Source organism: Huaxiibacter chinensis, assembly GCF_022171985.1.
Lineage (GTDB): Bacteria > Pseudomonadota > Gammaproteobacteria > Enterobacterales > Enterobacteriaceae > Enterobacter > Enterobacter chinensis_A.
On the sequence record NZ_JAJVHF010000007.1, the window covers coordinates 21017 to 46825 of the forward strand.

Sequence of the window (25809 nt, forward strand, 5' to 3'; positions counted from 1 at the left end):
ATTATTCCGATATTGTTGCGGCGAAGAATATACATTTTGTTGCAGAAAACAATAAGGCTTGTTTAATTATTTATGGGCGGAAGTGTTCGCTATATTTTGTATGACGTTTAATTTGACTTAAGGCGGGTGAAGGGTTGCGGTTAAATAAAAATATATTCTTTGTCGTCACATTGATTCATTTATCTTTTTTATTCGCCGGCTGTGAATCGACCAGTCCATTAAGCACGGCAAACACTCTGGCAGCGCATTCTGGTCTGATCAGAGAAAATTTACAAACGGAACGGTACCCGGTGGCGACATGGAGCCGCTTTACCCCTCCCGTAAGGACAATCCACGTATACATAGAAGGCGACGGGTTCGCCTGGAAAAGCCGCACGCAGCCGTCGGATAATCCAACGCCGCGAAACCCAACAGGGCTTTCCCTTGCCGCTGCGGATGTCAGCTCCAGCGTGCTTTATCTGGCGCGCCCCTGTCAGTTCATCCTGCCTTTACCGACCCATTGCACCGTAAACGAGTGGACGACCGATCGGTTTTCCCCGGAAGCGCTCAGGGCAATGAATGAAGCCCTGGACCAGATTGTCAGGCGTTATCCTGGGGTCAAACTGGATTTAACCGGCTATTCAGGCGGAGGCAATATGGCTGCACTGTTGGCCATGCGTCGCAGCGATGTGCAATCGTTACGCACGGTTGCGGGTAATCTCGATGTCGCCTGGGTGAATGCTCTGCATCAGGTCACGCCAATGCCGCGCGCCCTTAACGCCATTGATACGGCGTCCACCCTGCGGACACTTCCGCAGATTCACTACAGTGGCGATCAGGACAACGTCGTGCCGACTCTGGTTGCCCGCCGCTTCCAACAGGCGGTGGGGGGACACTGTACACGGGTCGTGGTCGTACCCGGCATGGGGCATGGTTCAGACTGGGGGGCGAAATGGGCGGGGTTGTCCGGGGAGTCCGGAGACCGTTTAACATCTGGCTGTTAGATGAATGTGAGAGGGACGAAAAATTTTACTCTTATGGATTTTGTGAGGCCAAGCCTGCGCCAGCATGGATCCTACTAAAGCCCAGATTATAAATAAAAATCCGAAATAGTATAAACAAAAGCCCCCTTTTTTACGCCCGTGACCGCGTTTCACATGATGCAATGTCATGATTTTCTAAATGCCTTTTCCATTTATTTTCTCCTGTTGCCATAAAAAACCTTCCAGAAGTGCAATGGGTATTTTTAGGGGTTGAATATTGATTTAAATCAATGAATCGCTCATCTGCTCGCAACTCTCCGCCTATTTTATCGTTTACGACATAAATACTGGTTAGTTCTGCTGCTGCTAGATCTTTTTGCTGTTAGTGCACTGTTATACGCTATTAACAATCAGAAGAAAATTCTTAAGAAATTTCTTATTGTGGTTTAAAGATCGGTAAATTTGATCTTGAGTCGATCATTATTCTATTATCGCGTTACAGCACTGGCGTGTGAAAAGCATACACAGCGATAAACCGAGGGATGATGAAATGGCTGACAGTTTCCAGAATGAAGTGCCGAAGGCGCGTATTAATTTAAAACTAGATTTGCATACGGGTGGAGCGAGCAAGAAAACGGAGCTTCCACTGAAATTACTTGTAGCGGGAGATTTCAGTAATGGTCAAGAGTCCGCGCCATTATCGGAGCGCGAAAAAGTTAATTTGAACAAAAATAACTTTGACTCAGTGCTTTCCGAATATTCCCCAAAAGTGAATCTTACCGTTGAAAATACCCTCTCGGGTGATGGCAGCGAAGACAACATTAGTCTGACATTCCGGAGCATGAAAGATTTTTCTCCGGAGCAGGTCTCCCGACAAATCCCTCAGCTGAAGGCGATGCTTTCCATGCGCAACCTGCTTCGCGATTTAAAGGCAAATTTACTGGATAACCAGGCTTTCCGAAAGGAGCTAGAAAAAATTCTCCTGGACCCGGCATTAAGCGCAGAACTTAGAGCCGAACTGTCAGCCCTGGCACCGAAACAGCCATAACGGTCACGATGATTTAACGGATTTATAAGGAAAATGCTGATGTCTGTAAAAAATGAGAATGCCGCTGGTGGCGAGAGCGTGTTGCTGGAACGTCCCGCGGCAGGTGGGGTTTATGCATCCCTGTTTGAAAAAATCAACCTGAACCCGGTGTCCGAGCTGAGTGCGCTGGATATCTGGCAGGATGCGCAAGCAATGTCGGATGCGACCGCAGATGAACGTTTAACGGCCGGGATGCAGGTATTTCTCGAATGCCTCAAAAAATCGGGCTCAAAAGTAGAAAAACTAGATAAAAACCTGATTGACCACCATATCGCGGAGCTGGACTACCAGATTAGCCGTCAACTGGATGCGGTCATGCACAGCGAAGAATTCCAGGCGGTAGAAAGTCTGTGGCGTGGTGTTAAGTCCCTGGTCGACAAAACTGATTTCCGCCAGAACGTGAAGGTCGAACTGCTGGACATGTCAAAAGAAGATCTGCGTCAGGACTTCGAAGACAGCCCGGAAATCATCCAGAGCGGTCTGTATAAACATACCTATATTGATGAGTATGACACCCCGGGCGGTGAGCCGATTGCCGCGCTGATTTCCGCCTACGAGTTTGATGCGTCTGCGCAGGATGTTGCCCTACTGCGCAATATTTCTAAAGTGTCTGCTGCAGCACATATGCCGTTTATCGGCTCTGCCGGCCCGAAATTCTTCCTCAAAGAGTCAATGGAGGAAGTGGCGGCCATCAAGGATATCGGCAACTACTTTGACCGCGCTGAATACATCAAGTGGAAATCTTTCCGCGACACTGACGACTCACGTTATATCGGCCTGGTGATGCCGCGCGTACTGGGCCGCCTGCCGTATGGCCCGGACACTGTGCCGGTGCGCAGCTTCAATTACGTCGAAGAAGTGAAAGGCCCGGATCATAATAAATATCTGTGGACCAATGCCTCGTTTGCCTTTGCATCCAACATGGTGCGCAGCTTCATCAACAATGGCTGGTGCGTACAAATTCGTGGCCCACAGGCCGGTGGTGCGGTTCAGGACCTGCCTATCCATCTGTACGATTTGGGTACCGGCAATCAGGTGAAGATCCCGTCAGAGGTGATGATCCCTGAAACCCGCGAATTTGAGTTCGCGAATCTTGGTTTTATTCCGCTCTCCTACTACAAGAATCGCGATTACTCCTGCTTCTTCTCGGCCAACTCCACCCAGAAGCCAGCCCTGTATGACACCGCCGATGCGACGGCCAACAGCCGTATCAATGCCCGTCTGCCGTACATCTTCCTGCTGTCGCGTATTGCCCACTACCTGAAGCTAATTCAGCGTGAAAACATCGGTACCACTAAAGACCGTCGTCTGCTGGAACTGGAGCTGAATACCTGGGTTCGTGGACTGGTCACCGAAATGACCGATCCGGGTGATGAGCTGCAGGCGTCTCACCCGCTGCGTGACGCGAAAGTGGTGGTGGAAGATATCGAAGACAACCCGGGCTTCTTCCGCGTGAAGCTGTACGCCATCCCGCACTTCCAGGTTGAAGGGATGGACGTCAACCTGTCTCTGGTTTCCCAGATGCCGAAAGCCAAGTCATAAGCTAAGGCAGGAAGCCAATGAAAACGGAACAACCGTTATGGGGCAGGGGCGTGATGGTCTCTCCCCAGCACTTCCAGCAACAGGCCGCGTACGCGGCCTGGTCTGCGGAATGCATTGCCCGGCTGGGTCTCTCCCATCCCTGGGGAATAATTGAGGCCACTTTCGAACAGGATGCGCTGAAACTGGGTTGTCTGCAGGCCCGCCATCTGCATATCCGTTTCCCCGACGGCACGCTTATCGACACGGATAATGCCGACTCCCTGCCACCGGTGCTGGCGCTTGAGGACGAATCACAGGAAGTGGTGGTGGTTCTGGCGCTTCCGCTGCTGCGGGCGAATGGCGGTAACTGCCTTAAACCCGATGAGGTGGCCGAGCGTCCTGTGCGTTATCGCCAGCGCTGGCGTGATGTCCGCAACACCTTTGGGGACGATACTCGCCAGATTGCAGTAATGCAGCCAGAGCTGACTCTGCGTTTCGCCCATCAGAACAACAGTGATTATCTGACCAGTCCGGTCGCCCGTCTGCAGCAGGATTCACAGGGGAGCTGGGAACTCGATGAAACGTTTCTCCCCCCGCTCCTTACCATCCAGGGCAGTCGCTGGCTGGTGACCCAGTTGGAACAGCTGATGACGCAACTGCGTGCCCGTCTGAGTCGCCTGATGGACATGCGTCGTGAAAGTAACGAGCGCATGGCCGATTTTGCCGTGGCTGATGTGTCTCTGTTCTGGCTACTCAATGCCCTGAACAGCGCAGAACCCGTGCTCGGACAGTTTCAGCGTCACCCGCAAAGTCAACCAGAGCGTCTGTACCCGGAACTGGCACGCCTTGCGGGCAGCCTGCTGACCTTCTCGCTGGAACACCAGGTGAGTGCTATTCCTGTCTGGCAGCATGAGCAGCTGAATAACGTCTTTCCGCCGCTTTTTGACTTACTGGGCGACCTGCTTGAAGCCAGCTTGCCGTCGCGAGTGGTGGCGATTGAGCTTGAGCACGATGCCCGTCTTCACTTCTGGCAGGCCCGCCTGCATGACCCACGCCTGCGCGAAGGGGCGGATTACTACCTCTCCGTGCGTTCACCAATGCCAGTGGCGCAACTGCAGGAGCAGTTACCGCGCCAGTGCAAGGTCGGCAGTCCCGATCATGTCAGGAGTATCGTTAATTCATCAAGGGTGGGCGTGCCTCTGACGCCACTGCGCCATGTGCCAGCAGCCATTCCACTGCGTCTGGAAAACCAGTATTTCAGCCTTGACGTCTCTCATCCTCTGGCTACCGAAATGCTTCAGGGCGGTACCTGTATGTTTTACGTTCCCGGTATGCTCGGCGAGCCTGAACTTGAACTGTTTGCGGTGCTGAGAACATGAGTGAGGGTAAACGCGGAGCGGCCGCGTTCATTGATATTGATGCCCTGCTGCAAGACACCTGGCTGCAGGTGATAAGCCTGCGTCACGGTCCGACGTTTCAGGATGGAGAAGGGCGCACGTTGTGGGAGCGCTGCATTGCTGATGTTGAGCGTGTGCAGCGTGAGCTGAAAGCGAACGAACTCGATGAAGCCAGCTGTAAACATATTCTCACTGCACAGTGTGCGCTGCTTGATGAAGCCGTCAAAGGTCGCGGTGTGGAGGATGATGCCTGCGTGCAGTGGTATGACATTCCCCTGCAGGGACACTTCCTCGGCACTATGGATGCCGGTGATACGCTGTGCGATCGGATGCGCGATGTGCTGCGTGAACCAGCGCCTGACCATGCTGTAGTGACCTGCTTCCAGCGGGTCATGATGCTGGGGTTCCTCGGCAGTTTCCGCTCGCTGAACGACCCGGAGCGCCAGAAGCTCGTTAACGCGCTCAGTGAACATGTCACACCGTTCAGCTATCCACAAACCCATCCGGTCCTGGCGGAAAGTCATACCGGACGAGGAATGGGGGGCTGGCTGGCGTCGTGGCCCGCGCGTATCGGCCTGAGCCTGGTGGTGGTCGCTGCACTCTGGTGGGGACTGAATCACTGGCTGGATCAGACGCTATTGAGCCTGCTGCCGGGAGCCGTGAAATGAGTGCTGCACAACAGCGCGGGCTTGCGCTGTGGGCTGCCCTGCTCAGTGCAGTGGTCTGCGTGGGGTTCCTGCCGGTCACCCGCCTGGTTTCTGTGCTCATTCTGCTGACGGTGCTGGGTCTTATCCTGGCGTTCTGGACTTTCACCCGTCGTCGTGCGGAGCATGACGTCACTCTGCGTCTGGACGACCTCCCGGAAGCCACTTACCGTCAGCCCGTGGTGCTGGTTTGTGGCGATCTGCCGCTGGCATGTATGCAGCAGTCACCGGTGCTTACGGTTACACAGGGATGCTGGATCCGTGTGGAGGATCATCAGAATTTGGAGCAGGCAGTCCGCCAGATACTGTGGCTGCGCCCTGACTGGGGCCGCCAGCTGTCTGTGATGGTCAGCGTCTGTCCGCAGAAACATGCGGACAGCGAGCGCCTTACCAGTCGTCTGCTGGCCCTGCGCTGGCAAATCAGCCAGCTGCGTAAAGAAACGGGTCATTCTGTGCCGCTGATTCTGAATGGTCAGGTTGGCAGCGCGATGATGAATGATCTGCTCTGGCAGGCGGCTATCCCGGGGGAAGGGGTGAGGATCTGGCGTGAGTTTTCAGCGCCGAGTTCATTTTCTGCATGGATCACCACCGGTGGGTCGCCTGCGTTGCAGCAACAGGTGTTGATGAACAGCCTGATGAGCTGGTTCCATCAGCACGTCGAGGCTGTCTTTATGGATGAGAATCCCGACATTCCTGTTATCGCACCTGGTGAGGTGCTGTGTCGAATGGGACCGATCCTTGCCGGAAGTCTGGCCACATCTGCCTGGACTGCGTGGCTTTCCCGTCACACTGCGATGCAGCAGGTTGCGGGCTGGCAGCCGGTGGGAACGGACAGTACGGTTATCTCCCCCTTCCCGGATTTTATCCTGCCGCTGCTGCCCGAAGGGCGAGGCATGACGCCGCGTGGACGAGCCTTCCGTTGTGCGCTCGGGATTTTCACGCTGGCAGCGATTGCAGCACTACTCAGTAGTGGTTGGAACAACCACCAGTTGCTGCAGCGTGTGAGTTTCGATATTGCTCGCTATGACCGTATCCCGATGCAAGATTTCGGGCCAAAAGCCGACGCGGTTGCCGTCCTGCGTGACGATGCGGCAGAGCTGGATGGCTGGGCGCGTAATGGTGTACCGGCGCGTATAAGCCTGGGCCTGTATCAGGGGGAACGGCTACGAATGCCTGTGCTGGATGCTATCCGCTCTTATGTACCCCCACCCCCGCCGCCTGAACCGCAGCCGAAACCGGTACCGAAAATTGTCCGCCTCGACAGTATGTCGCTGTTTGATTCTGGCCAATCCGTGCTGAAGGCTGGCTCCACCAAAATGCTGGTCAACTCACTGGTCGGTATCAAAGCGAAGCCGGGCTGGCTGATTGTCGTGTCCGGGCACACCGATAACACCGGCAATCCGCAACTGAACCAGACACTCTCTCAGAAACGTGCCGAAGCAGTGCGCGACTGGATGCGTGACACCGGTGACGTGCCGGAAAGCTGTTTTGCGGTGCAGGGCTATGGTGCAAGCCGTCCGATCGCAACCAATGACACCCCGGAGGGCCGTGCGCTCAACCGCCGTGTCGAAATCAGTCTGGTACCGCAGGCGAACGCCTGTCAGATACCGGGCCACACCCAGGCGTCATCGCAGGATGATGGCGCATCACAACACAATGGAGAGTAATTCCATGGCAATTCCTGTTTATCTTTGGCTGAAAGACGACGGCGGCGCGGACATTAAAGGGTCTGTTGACGTTCAGGATCGTGAAGGCAGCATCGAAGTTGTCGCTCAGGAGCATAACCTGTACATCCCGACTGACAACAACACCGGCAAGCTGACCGGTACCCGTATCCACACCCCGTTCCTGTTCACCAAGGAAATCGACTCGTCCAGCCCGTATCTGTACAAGGCCGTGACCACCGGTCAGACCCTCAAATCAGCGGAATTCAAGTGGTACAAAATCAACGACGCGGGCCAGGAAGTGGAGTACTTCAACACCAAACTGGAAAACGTGAAAGTGGTGAAAGTGAATCCTGAAATGTATGACATCAAGGATCCTTCTAAAGAGAAGCACAACCACCTTGAGCGCATTGAGCTGCGTTACGAAAAAATCACCTGGACCTACAAAGACGGCAACATCATTCATTCCGATTCCTGGAACGAACGCGCCACCGCGTAAGTCACAGCGGACAGAGTTTCTCTGTCCGCTTTTTTGCTGAGCGTCTGTTGTCACGGACGTTGAGCAAAGAACCTCACAAACTGCCTGCCTGACCACATGCGCTTTGGTCCCCTGAAAGGGAAACAGCGAGGGGCGGTAGCGTGCCCGGAAGCTATCAAGAGAGAGATAAATGGAAAATCCAGCCATCCTGTTACGTCGTCTGAATCCCTACTGCGCCCGCGCAATGGAAGGGGCAGCCTCCCTGTGTCAGACCCGCGCACACACCGAAATCCTGCCAGAGCACGTGCTGCTGAAGCTGCTGGAGCAGGGAGAGGGAGACCTGACAGTGCTGGCGCGCCGCTATGAGTGGGATATGGACAGCATCTGGCAGGATTTGCTCGGCTGGCTCGATAAACAACCGCGTTCAGTACGCCAGCGTCCACAGCTATCGGGAAATATCCAGATGCTGATGCAGGAAGCCTGGCTGATTGCCTCGCTTGCGGGAGAAGAACAGATCCGAAGTCATCATCTGCTGATGGCCCTCGTCGGGAAACAAAATCTGGTTCGCTGTGATGGTCTGTGGCCGCTGCTGACACTGGGGCTGAGCCAGCTGGAACGCCTGCGTCCGTTACTGGATGCCCAATCAGATGAACGCCCGGAAGTACAGCATGAAGCCGAACTGGCGCAGAGGCATGGTGGAGGCGTGGAGTTCATCGGGCGCCCTGTCGGCGCGGAGTTAAAAGAGGGAGAGCTGAGCCCGGCGCTACATAACGCACTGGATAAATTCACCCTTGATGTCACCGCCAAAGCGAAAGAGGGTAAGATTGATCCGGTCTTTGGTCGCGACACTGAAATTCGCCAGATGGTGGATATTCTCTCCCGTCGTCGCAAGAACAATCCTATTCTGGTCGGTGATCCGGGCGTGGGAAAAACGGCACTGGTCGAAGGTCTGGCGCTGCGTATTGCCGAAGGCAACGTCCCGGAATCTCTCAAACCGGTCATCCTTCGCACCCTCGACCTGGGCTTGCTGCAGGCCGGTGCGGGTGTGAAGGGCGAATTCGAACAGCGGCTGAAGAACGTTATCGATGCGGTGCAGCAGTCACCGGTGCCGATTCTGCTTTTTATCGACGAAGCCCATACCATTATCGGAGCCGGCAATCAGGCGGGCGGCGCGGATGCGGCCAACCTGCTGAAACCGGCGCTGGCCCGTGGCGAACTGCGCACCATTGCCGCCACCACCTGGTCTGAATATAAACAATACTTCGAGCGCGATGCCGCCCTGGAGCGCCGCTTCCAGATGGTGAAAGTGGACGAGCCGGATGATGACACCGCGTGTCTGATGCTGCGTGGCCTCAAATCCTGCTATGCCGAACACCACAACGTACATATCACCGATGACGCAGTCCGCGCCGCGGTCACGCTGTCGCGCCGTTACCTGACTGGTCGCCAGTTGCCGGACAAGGCGGTTGACCTGCTGGATACGGCCGCCGCCCGCGTGCGTATGAGCTTCGATACGGTGCCAGAACAAATTGTGCGCCTGAAAGCACAGCTGACCGCACTGGCACTGGAAGAGCAGGCACTGCTGGAAGATATCGCCGCAGGCAGCAACCGTCATGGCGACCGCCTGGGGGCCATTGAGCAGCAGCGGACTGAACTGGAAGCGCGTATCGAGGAGCAAGAGGCGCGCTTCAGCCATGAAAAGTCGCTTGCACAGCAGTTGATGGCCAGCCGACAGGATATCAGCCAGCAGGCTGAAATTTCCGATCTGCAGCAGCAGCTTGAACAGGCGCAACAGGGCGACGTGCTGGTTCAGGTGGATGTGGACCCCCGTACGGTCGCGAATGTTATCGCCGACTGGACCGGTGTACCGCTGTCTTCCCTGATGAAGGACGAGCAGACCGAGCTGCTGACCCTGGAAAACGAAATGGGTAAACGCGTGGTCGGCCAGGATGTTTCTCTTAATGCTATTGCACAGCGTCTGCGTGCCGCCAAAACGGGCCTGACGTCCGAGAATGGTCCGCAGGGCGTATTCCTGCTGGTTGGCCCGAGCGGCGTCGGCAAGACCGAAACCGCACTGGCGCTCGCGGATGTGCTGTATGGCGGTGAAAAATCGCTGATTACCATCAACCTGTCCGAGTACCAGGAGCCGCACACTGTTTCCCAGCTGAAAGGCTCCCCACCGGGCTACGTGGGCTACGGTCAGGGCGGCATCCTCACCGAAGCCGTGCGCAAGCGCCCGTACAGCGTGGTACTGCTCGATGAAGTGGAAAAGGCGCACCGCGACGTCATGAACCTGTTCTACCAGGTGTTCGATCGCGGCTTTATGCGCGACGGTGAAGGCCGAGAAATCGACTTCCGTAATACCGTTATTCTGATGACCTCGAATCTTGGTAGCGACCACCTGATGCAGCTGCTGGACGAACAGCCGGAAGCGACCGAAGCGGATCTGCACGAACTGCTGCGTCCGATTTTACGCGACCACTTCCAGCCAGCACTGCTGGCCCGTTTCCAGACCGTAATTTACCGCCCTCTGGCGGAAGCGGCCATGCGTACCATCGTGGAAATGAAGCTTTCACAGGTCAGCAAGCGCTTACATCGTCACTACGGCCTGACCACGCAGATTGATGAGAGCCTGTATGACGCACTCACTGCCGCCTGCCTGCTGCCGGACACTGGCGCACGCAACGTCGACAGTCTGCTCAATCAACAAATCCTGCCGGTGCTGAGCCAGCAGTTACTGACCCACATGTCCGCGAAACAGAAACCACAGTCGCTATGCCTTAGCTGGAGTGAGGAAGAGGGTATCGGGCTGGAGTTTGACCGTAAACAAGGAGTGCACGCATGAGTAGTCATCTCCCGATAAGGTTCAGCCACAGCCATCATCAGTTGTCGGTGAAGGGATGTGTAGCAGAGCTGGATGTACTGGCGTTCGAAGGCGATGAAGCCCTGAGTACGCCGTTCAGTTACCGTATTGAATTCACGAGCCCTGACCATGCCTTCAGCAAAGAGATGATGCTGATGAAAGCCGCCTCCCTGACGCTGCAGGCCCCGGTTGATCAGGGTTACGGCATCAAAATGCAGCAGGTCGTGCGAACCCTTCAGGGGGTGGTGAGCGGCTTTGAACGTCTCAACACCTCAAAAGATGAAACCCACTATGCCCTGACGCTCCAGCCACGCCTGGCGCTGCTTGACCGTTCGCACCAGAACGCCATTTATCAGGACATGTCGGTCCCGCAAATCGTGGAAAAAATCCTGCGCGAGCGGCACAGCTTTAAAGGACAGGATTTTCTGTTCTCGCTTGCAAAAGAGTACCCGCGCCGTGAGCAGGTGATGCAGTACGGTGAGGACGACCTGCATTTTATCACCCGCCTGCTGGGCGAAGTCGGTATCTGGTTCCGCTTCACCACCGACACGCGCCTGAACATCGACGTCGTGGAGTTTTACGACAGCCAGCAGCGTTACGAGAAAGACCTGACGCTGCCGTCAGTACCCCCATCAGGGCAACATTCGGAAGGCGTGGATTCGGTCTGGGGCATGGAATGTCATCACAACGTGGTGCAGAAACTGGTCAGCACCCGCGACTACAACTACCGTCAGGCGACGGAAGACATGAACACCCGGGTGGACGCGACCCTCGGGGATGCCACCACCTGTGGTGAGGCCTACCACTACGGCGATAATTATCTGACACCGGGAAGTGCGTATGACCGCAATCCGGCCCCGGAGTCCGGGGCATTTTATGCCCGCATTCGTCACGAGCGTTATCTGAATGGCCAGACGCAGACCCATGCCATCACCAGCTGTCCGACGCTCTCTCCGGGGCAGGTGCTGAAAGTCAACGGCGGATACGAAGTGGCTGAGGTATTCAGCAAGGGTGTGGTCATCACGGCGATGCACAGCCATGCGCGCCGTGATGAAGATTTTGGCGTCACGTTCGACGGCATCCCGGACAGCAGGGATTTTAGTTTCCGTCCTGAGCCTGGCTCACGTCCGGTGATGGCTGGCACATTGCCGGCACGCGTCACGAGCACCACCGAGAACGACACTTACGGCCACATCGATAAAGATGGCCGCTATCGGGTCAACATGCTGTTTGACCGTGATAACTGGGAGACCGGCTTCGAGAGCCTGTGGGTCCGTCAGTCTCGCCCCTATGCTGGCGATACTTACGGTCTGCACCTGCCACTGCTGGCGGGCACCGAAGTGGCCATCGGCTTTGAAGATGGTAACCCGGACAGACCGTACATCTCCGGCGTGCTGCACGACTCGGCCCACGGCGACCACGTCACCATCCGTAACTACAAACGCAACGTCCTGCGCACCCCGGCGAACAACAAAATCCGTCTGGATGACGAGCGCGGAAAAGAGCATATCAAAGTCTCGACGGAGTACGGCGGCAAGAGTCAGCTGAACCTCGGACATTTAGTGGATGCTGAGAAGCAAAAGCGCGGTGAAGGTTTTGAACTCAGAACCGACAGCTGGGGCGCGATACGGGCGCAGAATGGGCTGTTTATCAGTGCGGACGGGCAGGCGAAGGCGCAGGGCCAGGTGCTGGAGATGCAGGCGGCGATGAGCCAGCTGCAACTGGCCCTGAACCAGGCCGAGGCCCTGAGCGGGGCAGTTGAAACAGCCAAAGCCGAACTGGCTGATATCCAGGCTCAGAAGATGCTGCTGCAGCAGACGCTTACCGATTTAAAACAGTCCGCGCTGTTACTCTCCGCCCCGGAGGGCATTGCCCAGAGCACGCCAAAAAGTGTGCAGCTGTCAGCGGGTGAGAATGTTATCAGCACCAGCGGCAAACATACTGATTTCAGTGCACTGAAAAGATTCACCGTGGCGGCCGGGGAGAGGGTGAGTTTGTTTGCCCAAAAATTGGGTATCAAAATGTTTGCCAGCCAGGGGAAAGTGGAGATACAGGCGCAGGGGGATGAGATGACGCTGGATGCGCTGAAAGATATCCGCATCAGCAGCAGCGAAGGCAGGCTGGTCATCAGCGCGAAACAGGAAATCATCCTCACCAGCGGAGGCGGCTATATCCGTATTGCTGATGGTGTCGTGGAGTGTGCGGCGCCGGACAAAATTATCCAGCGGGCAGCGGTGTGGCAGAAGTTTGGCGGTCAGAGCCTGAGCGTGGCGGCGCAGAGCTGGGAAAACACTGATTTTGCCATAACGCCTGAAGTCAGAAGGTTATCGGATGACTCGCCGGTGGCCGGTCTGAAGCTGGGTTTAACAGGCGGGGATGGCACGCAGCAAAGTTTAGCGACCTCCGCTTCAGGGACCACTGCGGTGCAGAATAATGTAAATGTCGATTCTCTCAACGCCTCTTTGCTGGATAAAACATAAGGCGCTCTGTTATTTAGGAACATATCTTCGGGAAAACACAAGGTTGATTGCCCCGAATGTCTTTCTGAAAAGTATTTTCCTGAAAGGAAAAAGGACGGAAATCATGGCGGAAGAAAATACTACAGGTAATAAGAGCAGCCCCTCTATGACCTGTATAAAACCAGAATGGGATGACAGTGGAAAGATCTACTGGCCCGGCATACAGAATCAAAAAAAATCAGAGAATGCTAAAGCCGTTTTGCTTCAGCCGCCTGTCAAAGCGATCCCCGTTATCTTCCTGCCTGGGGTGATGGGGTCTAATTTGATGGCAAACATAGCCTCAAAAACCGAAGTTATTTGGCGTGGCGATAGTTCAGCGGGCGTATTTTTTAAATGGGCTGGAATGGACGGTGAGCGCAGAAGAAAATTACTTAATCCTGACACCACGAAGGTGGATAATCGTGGGGATATCAACCAGACCCTCTATTCTCCGATTTCCGATGATGGGAAATTATTTACAACCCGGCGGGAACGGGGCTGGGGGGAGGTTTTATCCTTCAGCTACGGTAAATTTTTAAGTGTTTTACAAGGTGCGCTGTTGGATGACTGGCAGCAGGATCTTGTTAACTACGGCAAATCAGCGCCAGAGAAAAATGGGGTACTAAGCCAGCTGGTCGGCAAATCTCTGTCTGGGGGAAAAGATGCCGAAATTACCGGTGAATCTGTCCTGACCCAGGAAGAACTGAACCATTTTCAGAACTTTTTATTCCCGGTACACGTTTATGGCTATAACTGGCTGCAGGATAATAAAACCTCGGCGGAAGGGCTGGTCGCCTTTATCGACAGGACGATAAGGCTCTATAAAAATCACTGTGGCCACGGCATGCCTTTTCCTCCCGGACAGGAAAAAGTCATTATCATCACCCATTCCATGGGCGGGCTGGTGGCGCGCTACGCGTCCCAGGTCAGCGGAGCAAAAGATAAAATTCTGGGGATAGTGCATGGGGTGATCCCCGACCTTGGCTCACCGGCGGCGTACCGCCGCATGAAGGTTGGCGCTAAACAGGAAGGCATGGCCGGGGCCGTGCTGGGCAATACGGCAGAAGAGCTGATGCCGGTCCTGGCCAGGGCTCCCGCGCCGCTTCAGCTCTTGCCCTCGGCGAAATACCTTGCCGGGACTCCCTGGCTGACCGTGGAAGGGGCTGGCGAAGACGGTAGTGATGTAAAACTGCCGCAGACCCGCGATCCTTTCGGTGAAATATATCTGAATAAAACTCTCTGGTACCGCCTGTATGAATCCGACATTATCGATAAGGATGAGGCAATTAATCAGAGTAACTGGACTAACTATGTACGTTTAGTTGATAAGCCTGTCCGCAAGTTTATTTCTCTCATGGATAGTAGAGGCTATCACCCTAATACTTACGCTTTTTACGGCCATAAAATCGACTCCGACGGTACTTTAGCGTGGCGGAAAACCTCCATCACCTATCCGAAAAATACACATGAAAATGACAGGAGGCTACCCAACAACTATCGGGAGATCCCCCTGCCATTTAATCGTTCCCAGATGTACGTTGTCACCTCTTCAAAAACGCCGGGTGATGGCACGGTGCCAGTGGAGTCACTGAGCGCCATATGCCGCAACAGCGAAATCAAAAGTGTTCTGGCAACCGGCGTTGACCATCAGGGGGCCTACGACGTCAGCAGCCTGAAGGATATAAAAGACAGGCCAGCCCTGCAGTTTACCCTCAGGGCTATTGTAAAAATGGTCCAGGAGATCCCAATCCCATGAAGACAATCTGGCAGCTTACAGCGTTATCGATTATGGCGGGCAGTATGCTTTTTATTGCCCAGGCTACGGCATCCACGCCAGTGCAGAAGGGCAGTCCAGTGATAAATACTTTGTTTGCGCAAACCAAACCACAGTGCATCGGGCGCTATGTGATTGACGTTCCCGGTTCGTTTAACAATCAGCTTCACGATATGGTTTTTATCGATGATTTTAAAATTGAAAGTAAACCTCTCTATCCGCCTGCATTTAAACAGCGGATACAGCGAAGAGAGCAGGAACTGCGTGATGCTATAAATAAGCCTGAAAATGAGTCTGTAAATGCACCGTTTATAAAAGAAAAAATTGAGTTGCCTGATGGTAAGGGGGTTGTTTTTGACAGGAATATTTCAGGAGAAGATGACCTCGGGAGAGTTTTAGAGGCGCATGTATTTGTAAATGCGACGGCTTTTATTATTACGACGGAAATACTTGATTTATCCAGTCCTAAATATAGGGAAAGAAAAAAAACATACATTAAAGCTGGTTTTACCGAAGCTCAAATGAATGAGAAGCCAGCCAGGCTGGCGGCCCTGCAGTCTCTGATATCACGGCTTAGCGGCAGAAAAGATGAGGATATTCCATCTGCTAAAGGCGTGTGTATACCGAATGGGTTTATCCGGGATGATGGCGGAAAGCACAAAGAAACTCTTACTTTCAGGTATGAGAGTGATGATTTTGTTTTTGGTGTCAATATGGATAACACAATTAAGGGCTCGGATGATACTCTATTTAACCGTAGTGCACTAATTAACAAAGCACTTAAAACGTCAAATCAGTACAGCATAAAAAAGGTAGCACTCTCACCGAATGGTATTCCTGCAGAATCATGGTTATTTGGCGGTATCCAAACGATTAGAAATGGTACGACGGGAAAAGATGAAAAGAACACATTCTATGATTTTATGCTTTATGCGAACGAACGTGATGCCACACCGGATAAACCGAATCTTAATATTGGATTTGGCAGTGAGTATAAAAAAACGCGTTACAGCGAAGCGCAGATGATTGAAATCTGGGACCGGCTGGTAAATTCCCTTCGTTATAAGTAGCGCTGGTAAAATTAGTCATGCTTTCTGTATACATCCACAATATTTGAAAATAGAGGATGCGCAATGAGTGTCGGTTATTTTTTAAGAGTCGGTGATAGCACCACCTGTGGTGGGAAGATCCTTACCGGCGATCCTACATTTCAATGGTATGGCGTTTCTGCTGCCAGAGAAGGAGATATGGTTAACTGCGGTAAGTACCCGGGAACTTACAAAATCTTATGCGGAGCTGCAGATACATTCGATGGAGGCCAGCTTCTGGCGGGGTCACTTGATAGCTTTAGTTCCTGCCCATGTCACGCGAAATTTATCCCTGGTATTCCGGATAGCTATTCTAAGGCCTAAGAAAGGTGTGGGGATATTAGAAAAAAACATCAGCACTGAAAAAATTTAAACACTGCATCCCTCAGAGGTAGAAGACAAAAAGGAATGACTAATGAAGGATGAATCTCAATGTAGCTTATTGCTTGCCGGCCTGATGTCTCTGATTTTCATCACTGCTTGTCAAACGAAAGCTGTCACCGTTGAACGTAATGAAAACATTCAGATAGTTAATCCATTCTCGGGTTCAAGCCCTGATGGGCAATGTTACAAAATAACTGCTGAAAATAAAGATTATTATGGTCGTCTGGATAAAGATGGTCATCCATTACAAATTCCTGAAATTGAAAATAAGGATATCAAAATTAGCCTGAGATTATTAAACGATAGCGATTGCAAAGAAAAAGGAATCTAATATTCAGTTGTGGTCAAGTATTGAGCAGGGCAGAGCTCCATTCTGAGCGGCAGGCAGTCCGTGGAAGGAAATTGAGGAGTTTACAACGTGAAATATAAACTAGCTTACTACAATTTATATGGCGCACTATCAGAAATATATGTAGATAACGAAGTCGGTTTTATATGCATTTCCTCAATAGCGAAAAATTCCCCTGTTACTATAGTTGAAGAGCTTTTATTTGAATGGGTTGCCCCTTTTTGTTACACGGATCTCATGACTCCAGCACCTTCGGTATGGAGTGGGTTTGATAAAAAAGCGTTATGGATTGATATTTGCGACTGTAGAAATAAAAAGGGCTTTGCCGAAAAGTGTAAGCATAAGTTGCTCGTGTCTATTCTTAAAAAAACTTACAGGAAAGAATGGCTGGCTCTGAAAAATGAAATACTACAGCGTTAACTCTTAAACAACGCATGGTTATTCTTTTATTTGATCTTTTAATGGACAGCATAACATTCAGTTAATCTGGATTGTTGTGCATGGTACTTTTAATTTATTTTTTGTCTTTAATAAAACATACAAATATCGAGTTTTACTATGGCGTGGCCTATACCTGATATTCCTGATAAAAAATCTCTTCCACCACCAAAGTTCTGGTTCTGGATAATAGTATTGGTACTGATGTTGATAGTGGGGGCTATTTCCAGCTTATGGATCTGGAATAAGGCAACTTATGCTGAAGTTTTCTTCTACGGTGCCCTCCCCGCATTGTTGATTTGGTTATGCTTATTCGGGGTGCTTTTTAATCGCTACGAGCAGTCTGTCGCAGCTAGTCGGACCTGGGATTTCGAAAGAGAACAAACCAAAGCTGAATGGCGCAACTGGAGTCGACAGCAGCTTGCCGTGGTTGGTAATGTTTTGTTTTCTCCGGAAGAGAAAGGAATGGAGGCACTATTGGACGAGTTGGAAAAGGTTCCTGCATTTCCTAAAAAAGCTCGTCCATTATTCAACTCCCAGCATAGCTTTCAAGATTTTATGAAGGAAACAGACAGAAAGCTGGAGTTGCAACATCCCGGATATCGTTATTCCCTGCACTCTGTTTATGTTTACCAGTCGCCAGATCGGATTGACGAAAAACGCATTGAGTTAATTTCTCAGCAATGGGATCTCATTCCCAATTTAATCTATTCCATGAAGACTCTAAATTCTTTCTATGATGAAAAGAATTTTGATGGGCTGGTATTAATGCTTTGTCTTCAGGACTGGCCTCATCGGCGCAGCGGGCAGTCAAGTGAGTTTATTTCTGCTCAGCTCCTTACGTCATCTGCTTATGCTCATCAGCATTCATTGCCTGTTATCGCTGGCATAACTCGTACGATGCCATTGGAAGAGGGTAAGTTTAACAATGAGTTAGATATGTTATTCGAATATGTTCAGCCCGATAAGCAGAGTCTGGAATACGTTTGGCTGTTGGGAGCGGCTGAAAAAGCTGCTACAGAAATAATGCAATATGCAACTCTTCATCACTGGCCGCTGCCGGAGAAAAGACCTCTGCATTCTATCGATCTCTCCTTTGGACCTCCCGGAGAGATGGCCTTGCCACTTTCCCTCGCGATGCTGGCCGAGGCCGCCAATAAAACGGGTAAGGATCAACTGCTGGTAAATCAGACGCCGCAGAAAACAGGGACACTTTGCTTGATTGCCAGGGAGCTTTACGCATGACCGAACAAAAAATAATGCCAAATGCACGCTATGGCTCATGGGGGTACTTCCTTCTGATTGTCGGTCTGGCGGGGATAATCGCATTTTTAATTTTTATCAATCAGGAGAGTTTGAACAAACTTGGGATTTCAGCTCAAAAAATCTGGACGATTTGGGGAGCTGCGTTTGCCGTTTTACTCTTTGGCCTGATTGGTTCACCTGTTTGGTGGCGATGGAAGCAGAGAAGAAATCAGGCTGTCTATAAGCCGCAGATGTCATTGGAAAAGCTCGCTCCTTCCTCAGTTGTGGGCGGTAATAGTGGTCAATTATTCTCAAGTCTTAAAAATCATCTTCGAATTCGTTACAGATTTTTCTGGCGCAACAAAGTCCGTCTCCTGCTCGTTACCGGCGACGAAACTGCCATCAATCAGTTAGTACCCAACCTGCAGGCCAGCCAGTGGCTGGAAGGTAACCGTACGGTCCTGATTTACGGCGGCAGCCTTGCGGCAGATATCGACGCGGAAAAATATGCCTCACTTCGCAAATTGCGTCGTGGTCGTCCTCTGGACGGTATCGTCCGGGTAATAGGCGAAGGCCAGAACCTTACCCCGCAAATGAGCGACAACGATCTTCGCGGTCTGGAGAAAATCAGCGAGGCGCTGCGCTATTCCGCCCCGGTTTATCTCTGGCAGCTGTGCGACAGCGCATGGTCGCAGGCGGCGCGTCAGCCTCAGGCTGTCGGCGTGACGCTGCCGCTGCGGGCGATACCGGACGAGGTGACGGCTCAGCTCAACAGCCTGCTGCCGCAGCTGCGCGAGCAGGGGCTGTCACAAATTGCGGATAACAACCGCTACGATTTTTTACTGCGTCTGGCGCAGCAGTTTGAGCAAGGGTCCAGCACAGGCTGGGCCGCCCGGCTGACGCCGTGGCTGTTCAGTTCACAGCAGCGGGTGCCGCTGCGTGGGCTGGTATTCAGCCTGGACGGGAAAGAGGATCCTTCCGCCGAAGTCCTTAAAGTAGCATCGCTTCCTTCGCATACACATGCGCTGACGTTCCCGGCCAGCTGGCAGGGCGTTATCGACGATTGCACTCGCGTGCGTGGTCGTCGCGTGGGCATGTCCTGGGAACAAACCCTCGCCTGGACGCTGATGACCATTATCTGTGTCTGGGGGGCAGGGACGCTGCTGTCGTTTGCGCTTAACCGGTCGCAGATCGTCTCCGTATCTGAGCAGGCTCATGCCCTGGTGGAGCATCCTTCGGTATCGGATTACCAGTTGACGGCCCTGCATACCTTGCGTAATGACGCTGGCCGCCTGCAGCACCGTATTCAGAACGGCGCGCCCTGGTATCAACGCTTCGGTCTGGACCATAATCAGCAGCTGCTTGAAGCGATGCTGCCCTGGTACGGCGTAGCGAACAACCGTCTGATACGCGACCCGGCCAATGCCGCCCTGGCACAGAAGCTCAGTTTGCTGGCGAATTCTGCCCCCAACAGCGACCAGCGTGCACAGTTGGCGAAGCCGGGCTATGACCAGCTGAAGGCCTGGCTGATGATGGCCCGACCTGATAAAGCCGATGGCGCGTATTACGCTCAGATCATGAAAGCCGTGGAGCCGACGCGGATGGGTATTTCCACCGGTCTGTGGCAAAGCCTGTCGCCGGATTTGTGGGCCTTCTACATCACCGAACTGCCAAAGCAGCCGCTGTGGAAAATCACGCCGGATGCGCAGCTGGTGAGTCAGAGCCGCCAGGTCCTGTTGCAGCAAATTGGACGGCGTAACGCTGAAAGCACGCTGTATGAGAACATGCTCAAATCCGTACGTCGTAACTTCGCCGATGTGTCCCTGGAGGATATGACCAGCGGTACCGATGCGAGGCGACTGTTCACGACCGAGGAAGTGGTGCCGGGCATGCTTACCCGCCAGGCGTGGGAAGGGGGCATTCAGCAGGCTATTGAAAAAGCCGCAAATTCCCGCCGGGATGAAATTGACTGGGTGCTGAGTGACAGCCGGAAAGCGGTGTCCTCAGACCTGTCACCGGAAGCTCTGAAAGCACGTCTTACGCAACGTTACTTCACCGACTTTGCCGGCAGCTGGCTGAGCTTCCTCAACAGCCTGCGACTTAATCCTGCGAACAACATTGCTGACGTTACCGACCAGTTGACGCTGATGAGCGATGTCCGCCAGTCGCCGCTAATTGCCCTGATGAACACCATCGCGTGGCAGGGGCAGACCGGCCAGCAAAGCGAAGGCCTTTCGGACTCCATCATCAAATCGGCTAAAGATCTCGTAGGCGGAAAAGACAAACCTGCGATTGACCAGTCTGCGTCAGGGCCGCAGGGGCCGCTCGATGAAACCTTTGGCCCGCTGCTTCAGCTTCTGGGTAAAAACACAGGCAGTAACGTCATGTCGGCTGACACATCACTGAGCCTGCAAACGTATCTGACCCGAATCACCCGCGTGCGTCTCCGACTGCAACAGGTGGCCAGTGCCTCTGATCCGCAGGAGATGATGCAGACTCTGGCGCAGACCGTATTCCAGGGTAAAAGCGTGGATCTGACTGACACTCAGCAGTACGGCAGTCTGATTTCGGCAAGTCTTGGCGAGGAGTGGAGCGGATTTGGCAGCACAATGTTTGTGCAGCCGCTGACCCAGGCCTGGGAGACCGTTCTTCAGCCGTCAGCAGCCAGTCTGAATGATAAATGGAGCCGCTCGGTTGTTGCGAACTGGCAAACTGCCTTTGACGGACGTTTCCCGTTTGCCGCCAGCAAAAGTGATGCCTCTTTACCGATGCTGGCTGAATTTGTGCGTAAGGACAGCGGACGTATAGAGCGCTTCCTGACGACAGAACTCAACGGTGTGCTGCACAAAGAGGGCAGCCAGTGGGTGGCGGATAAGGTCAACAGCCAGGGGCTGAGCTTTAATCCGGCCTTTCTGCGGGCGATAAATCAGCTAAGCCAGTTGTCAGACATTTTGTTCACCGATGGAAGTCAGGGCATCAGCTTTGAGCTACAGGCGCGCCCAGTACCGCAGGTGGTGGAAACCCAACTGACCATTGATGGGCAAATGCTGCACTACTTCAACCAGATGGCGGACTGGCAGAGCTTTCGCTGGCCGGGAGACACTTACAAGCCGGGGGCAATGCTGACCTGGTCCACGGTCAACGCCGGTGCGCGCCTGTTCGGGGATTACAGCGGGACCTGGGGCTTTATTCGCTGGCTGGACCAGAGCAAGCGCCAGCAGCTTGACCGCAGCCAGTGGATGATGAGCTTTACCGCCCCGGATGGTCGCACCCTGCAGTGGGTGCTGCGCTCACAACTCGGAAAAGGTCCGCTGGCGCTGCTGGATCTGCGCGGTTTCACGCTGCCGGATCAGATATTCAGTGTCGACAGCGCGGCCACCGCTCAGGCGCTGATGGCTAACACAGGAAACAGTGACATGGATGGTGTCGAATAATGAGCACACTGCAGAATCTGGTTGCCGCCTGTCAGGCTGACGAAATTCAGCTGCGACAACAGGCGCAGGCACGCACAGAAAATTGGCAGCCCTGGCTTGCCCCGGTAAGCATTGCCAGTCCGACCGGGGAAGACCCGGGATATGACGATGATTTTCAGCGTATTCGTGAGGAAGTCAACAAGCTCTCTGGCATTGATACCGGTCTGATTTGCACGCTTGCTGAAAAACTGCTGACCACCACGGCCAAAGATATCCGGATTGCCACCTATTACTGTTGGGCGCGTCTGCACCAGGATGGCGAAGCTGGCTTTGCCGAAGGACTTGAACTGCTGGTGGGATTGCTTCAGCACTATGGAGCACAGCTTCACCCGCAGCGCGAGCGGAGCCGTAAACCGGCGCTGGAATGGCTCGCCGGAGCCCGAGTACTCGACAGTCTGTCGCTTTACCCGGAAGTTGTACGTGATGACGCACAGCGTACCGCCGGAGTGCTGCTGCTCATCAGTGACAGTCTGGAGACAGAGCCGGAGGCGTCACGGCCGGAACTCAATGCGTTATACAGTACTCTGGAGTCCCGTCTGATTAAAGGCGGGGGCGTGGATGCGGTGGTACCGCAGAACGCCGGTAATAAGGCCCAGTCACAGCCCTCCACGCACACGGCCGAGTCAGGCGCGCCGGTTCTGAACCGCATTAGCTCCGGTCAGGACTTGCTGGCTCAGGCCCGCACCCTTACGGGATATCTGCGTGAGCAACCTGATGGCTGGCTCGCTGCACATCGGCTTATGAAAAGCCTGCGTCATGACACCTTGAGTGCTATTCCGGCGCCGGACGCTGAAGGGAAAACGCGCATCGAACCGCCGCGCACTGACCAGCGGGCCATACTGAAACGCCTGTACCTGCAGCAGAGCTGGCTGGAGATACTGGAGCAGGCGGACAGCACTTTCTCGCGTGGCGCCAATCACCTCTGGCTGGATTTGCAGTGGTATATCCATCAGGCCCTGGTGAGGTCGGGGCAGGATGTGCTGGCTGATATCATCGCCGCCGACCTGAAAGGGTTGCTGCGTCGCCTTACCGGGCTTGAAACCCTGGCCTTTAATGACGGCACGCCGTTTGCGGATGAAGTGACACTGAACTGGATAAACCAGAGCGTGCTGGACGATATGTCCGGCTGGCGGGATGAGCCCGTCAGCGCTATCAGAACGGGTGACAACGATATTCTGGCGCTTGAACCTGAAGCGCTGGAGAAAGCAGACAGCGAAGGTCTGGATGTTACCCTCCACTGGCTGCAGACCCGCCCTGGTGCCGACTCTGCAAAAGACAAATGGCTGTTGCGCCTGCTGATGGCACGCGTGGCCGAGCAGAAGGGCAAGAATGAACTTGCGCTGCATCTGCTGGGGGAGCTCGACAGTGCCGCACAGTCAATCACTCTTATGCAGTGGACACCAGCACTGTTGTTTGAAGTGAAATCGCGCCGCCTTAGACTGCTGCGCATGAAAGCCACACGCAGTGAAACCGATAAATCACGGTTACAGCCAGAGATGGACCAGCTTCTGGCGGGTCTGATTGCGCTCGATCCGGCCGGCAGTGCAGTGCTGTGCGGGTGAATTTGTTGACTGACTCTTTGACTCTTTTGATGAGCTTATCTAATGGAAATAAATACTAAGGAACGCCGCCCGATAGCCATGCGTGACAAGCACTGGGCGCAAGCCAGTGCCCGCTGGTTAGGGAAACATAATGTCACACCGAATCAAATTTCGCTCGCCAGTATTGTCTGTGCGCTGGTGGCGGGAGCCGCTTTTAGCTTAGCATTTACGTGCCCGACCTTATGGAGACGAGTACTTTGCCTGCTTCTCGCCGCCGCGATGATTCAGGGGCGGCTGATCTGCAATCTTCTGGATGGAATGGTGGCCGTGGAGGGCGGAAAAGCCAGCCTCGCCGGACCGGTGTACAACGAATTGCCCGACCGGATTTCGGATTCACTGATTTTAATTGGCGTTGGATACGGACTGATCCAATACCCGTGGGCCGCCACTCTGGGCTGGAGCGCCGCGCTGCTGGCGCTAATGACGGCATATCTGCGGCTGCTGGGCGGCACTTGTGGCCTGAAGCAACAGTTCCTGGGACCGATGGCCAAACAACATCGCATGGCGACACTTTTTGTCGTCGCGCTGGTGGCCCTGTTTCTCCCACCACTGTGGGGGCAGGGCGTGATTGCCCTCGCGCTGCTAATCGTGAATCTTGGCACGCTGGTGACCTGCTGGCGACGCGGGAAAGCGATCCTCAGAGAATTAAATCAACTGGGATTAAATAAGGAGCAGGCCGATGAGTGACACCGTAAAACAGTCACTGGACAGCCGGGTAGCGGCATCCTTTTTGGTGCGTCTCTGCCGCCTTCTGACCGGCGTCAGAGCGCGCTGGCTTTCGCCTCTTCCGCAGGAACAGGTCCGAATTTACTACGCTAACCACTCCAGCCATCTGGATGGCATCGTGATTTGGGCCAGCATGCCGCCTTTACTGCGCCAGCGCGTCAGGCCGGTGGCAGCTGCCGAATACTGGCTGGCAAGCAAAGCCCGGCGCTATATCGCCCGCAGGGTCTTTAATACGGTGCTCATTAAACGACGCCCGACGGAACCCGATGACAAACAGCCCAACAACGCTCTGGAGCTGATGACGGAATCGCTGAAGAGCAAAGACTCGCTGATTATTTTCCCGGAAGGTACCCGTGGCGACGGCGAATCCATCAGCACTTTCAAAAGCGGAATCTGGCACCTGGCGAAAATGAATCCGGGTGTTGAACTGGTGCCTGTGTATCTGGAAAACCTGAATCGTGTGCTGCCAAAGGGCTCTTTGTTGGTGGTGCCGGTTTTGTGTTCGGCGACCTTCGGCGAGCCCATCGCTTCGCCGGAAGAAACGGAAACTAAGCAGGACTTTCTGCTGCGGGCAAAAGCGGCGCTGGAGGCGCTCAGAACATGAATCTTCAGGATAAGTCACTGGTTTTTTTACTATGCGGATTGTTTAGCCTGCTGGTCGTTGCCAGCATCATCGGCGCGATTTTGGCCAAAGCAAAAGGCAACACCCCGGTTATCGATAATCTCAATGCCAGGATCCGCGCCTGGTGGGGAATGTGTCTTTTGTCAGTGATGGCGATGTGGTTTGGCCCGCTGGGCTCAACGCTGCTGTTTGCGATGATATCGTTTCTGGCGCTCAGGGAGTGCGTCACGTTAACGCCAACCCGCCGTGGCGATCACGAAGCACTATTCTGGTGCTTCTTTATCTTACTGCCTCTGCAGTACGTATTAGTGGGGATGCAGTGGTACGGCACGTTCGCAATTTTCATTCCCGTCTATACCTTCCTGTTTATCCCGACCCGCATGGCGCTGGCTGGCGACTCACTGCATTTTCTGGAACGCAGCGCCAAAATTCAGTGGAGCATGATGGTGGCGGTGTACTGCATCAGCCATGCCCCGGCATTGTTGATGTTATCGATCCCCGGTTTTGAAAATCAGAATATTAAGCTGCTGTTATTCCTGATGATCGTGGTGCAGATTTCCGATGTTCTGCAGTATGTATTCGGCAAACTGTTCGGGAAAAGGTCCATTGCACCGCGACTGAGTCCGAATAAAACCGTCGAAGGATTTGTTGGCGGCATTGCCTCCGCCACCCTGGTGGGTACGCTGCTGTGGTGGGTAACGCCTTTTGCGCCCTGGCAGGCTGCGCTGATCTCTCTGTTGATCACGCTGTTGGGCTTTGCGGGTGGGCTATGTATGTCCGCTATTAAACGAGATCGCGGAGTTAAAGATTTTGGCGCGATGATCGAGGGGCACGGCGGAATGATGGATCGCATCGACTCGCTCTGTTTTGCCGCCCCGGTGTTTTTCCATCTTATCAGGTTTTATTTCACCTGAGCCCTCCCTGAACATTCAGAA

General features: G+C 53.7%; 20 protein-coding genes. All 20 read left to right on the plus strand.

Going from position 1 to position 25809, the window contains the following annotated elements:
- The first annotated feature begins 290 nt into the window (after positions 1–290).
- Positions 291–983, plus strand: a complete 693-nt coding sequence (locus LZP96_RS16075; RefSeq protein WP_309597853.1) for an alpha/beta hydrolase — start codon at positions 291–293, stop codon at positions 981–983.
- 529 nt (positions 984–1512) lie between these two features.
- Entirely contained in the window at positions 1513–2010 is a 498-nt protein-coding gene (gene tssB / locus LZP96_RS16080) for a type VI secretion system contractile sheath small subunit (protein ID WP_064327378.1), read from the plus strand.
- A gap of 33 nt (positions 2011–2043) precedes the next feature.
- Complete coding sequence (tssC, locus tag LZP96_RS16085) at positions 2044–3591, plus strand: type VI secretion system contractile sheath large subunit (RefSeq protein ID WP_064327377.1); 1548 nt, start codon at positions 2044–2046, stop codon at positions 3589–3591.
- 17 nt (positions 3592–3608) lie between these two features.
- Positions 3609–4949: a type VI secretion system baseplate subunit TssK gene (gene tssK / locus LZP96_RS16090; RefSeq protein ID WP_064327376.1), complete on the plus strand. Its 1341-nt coding sequence runs from the start codon at positions 3609–3611 to the stop codon at positions 4947–4949.
- A complete protein-coding gene (tssL, locus tag LZP96_RS16095; protein ID WP_064327375.1) occupies positions 4946–5635 on the plus strand; it encodes a type VI secretion system protein TssL, short form in 690 nt (229 codons plus the stop codon). Before tssK ends, tssL begins: the two co-directional genes overlap by 4 nt.
- Positions 5632–7338, plus strand: a complete 1707-nt coding sequence (locus LZP96_RS16100) for an OmpA family protein (protein ID WP_064327374.1) — start codon at positions 5632–5634, stop codon at positions 7336–7338. The genes tssL and LZP96_RS16100 overlap by 4 nt, the downstream gene beginning before the upstream one ends.
- Positions 7339–7342: 4 nt before the next feature.
- Positions 7343–7834, plus strand: coding sequence for a type VI secretion system effector Hcp (gene hcp / locus LZP96_RS16105; RefSeq protein WP_024558534.1), 492 nt, complete (start codon positions 7343–7345; stop codon positions 7832–7834).
- A 169-nt stretch (positions 7835–8003) separates the two neighbouring features.
- Positions 8004–10658, plus strand: coding sequence for a type VI secretion system ATPase TssH (gene tssH / locus LZP96_RS16110; protein WP_258926172.1), 2655 nt, complete (start codon positions 8004–8006; stop codon positions 10656–10658).
- Positions 10655–13156 (plus strand): DUF2345 domain-containing protein, encoded by a 2502-nt coding sequence (locus LZP96_RS16115; RefSeq protein WP_258926173.1) that lies wholly within the window; start codon positions 10655–10657, stop codon positions 13154–13156. Before tssH ends, LZP96_RS16115 begins: the two co-directional genes overlap by 4 nt.
- Complete coding sequence (locus LZP96_RS16120) at positions 13116–14930, plus strand: lipase family alpha/beta hydrolase (protein WP_309597854.1); 1815 nt, start codon at positions 13116–13118, stop codon at positions 14928–14930. Before LZP96_RS16115 ends, LZP96_RS16120 begins: the two co-directional genes overlap by 41 nt.
- Complete coding sequence (locus LZP96_RS16125) at positions 14927–16018, plus strand: Tli4 family immunity protein (protein ID WP_064327371.1); 1092 nt, start codon at positions 14927–14929, stop codon at positions 16016–16018. The genes LZP96_RS16120 and LZP96_RS16125 overlap by 4 nt, the downstream gene beginning before the upstream one ends.
- Positions 16019–16081: 63 nt before the next feature.
- On the plus strand, positions 16082–16360 hold the full coding sequence (locus LZP96_RS16130) for a PAAR domain-containing protein (protein ID WP_071892447.1): 279 nt from the start codon (positions 16082–16084) through the stop codon (positions 16358–16360).
- A gap of 91 nt (positions 16361–16451) precedes the next feature.
- Complete coding sequence (locus LZP96_RS16135) at positions 16452–16751, plus strand: hypothetical protein (protein WP_064327369.1); 300 nt, start codon at positions 16452–16454, stop codon at positions 16749–16751.
- 87 nt (positions 16752–16838) lie between these two features.
- Entirely contained in the window at positions 16839–17189 is a 351-nt protein-coding gene (locus tag LZP96_RS16140; protein ID WP_064327368.1) for a DUF7079 family protein, read from the plus strand.
- Positions 17190–17327: 138 nt separating this feature from the next.
- On the plus strand, positions 17328–18452 hold the full coding sequence (locus LZP96_RS16145; RefSeq protein WP_258926174.1) for a KPHS_23130 family T6SS system protein: 1125 nt from the start codon (positions 17328–17330) through the stop codon (positions 18450–18452).
- Entirely contained in the window at positions 18449–21886 is a 3438-nt protein-coding gene (locus LZP96_RS16150; RefSeq protein WP_064327366.1) for an ImcF-related family protein, read from the plus strand. Before LZP96_RS16145 ends, LZP96_RS16150 begins: the two co-directional genes overlap by 4 nt.
- On the plus strand, positions 21886–23487 hold the full coding sequence (gene tssA, locus LZP96_RS16155) for a type VI secretion system protein TssA (RefSeq protein WP_064327365.1): 1602 nt from the start codon (positions 21886–21888) through the stop codon (positions 23485–23487). Before LZP96_RS16150 ends, tssA begins: the two co-directional genes overlap by 1 nt.
- Positions 23488–23529: 42 nt before the next feature.
- Positions 23530–24213: a CDP-alcohol phosphatidyltransferase family protein gene (locus LZP96_RS16160; RefSeq protein WP_064327364.1), complete on the plus strand. Its 684-nt coding sequence runs from the start codon at positions 23530–23532 to the stop codon at positions 24211–24213.
- Positions 24206–24856, plus strand: coding sequence for a lysophospholipid acyltransferase family protein (locus LZP96_RS16165; protein WP_064327363.1), 651 nt, complete (start codon positions 24206–24208; stop codon positions 24854–24856). Before LZP96_RS16160 ends, LZP96_RS16165 begins: the two co-directional genes overlap by 8 nt.
- On the plus strand, positions 24853–25788 hold the full coding sequence (locus LZP96_RS16170; RefSeq protein ID WP_064327362.1) for a phosphatidate cytidylyltransferase: 936 nt from the start codon (positions 24853–24855) through the stop codon (positions 25786–25788). The genes LZP96_RS16165 and LZP96_RS16170 overlap by 4 nt, the downstream gene beginning before the upstream one ends.
- Positions 25789–25809: the final 21 nt, after the last annotated feature.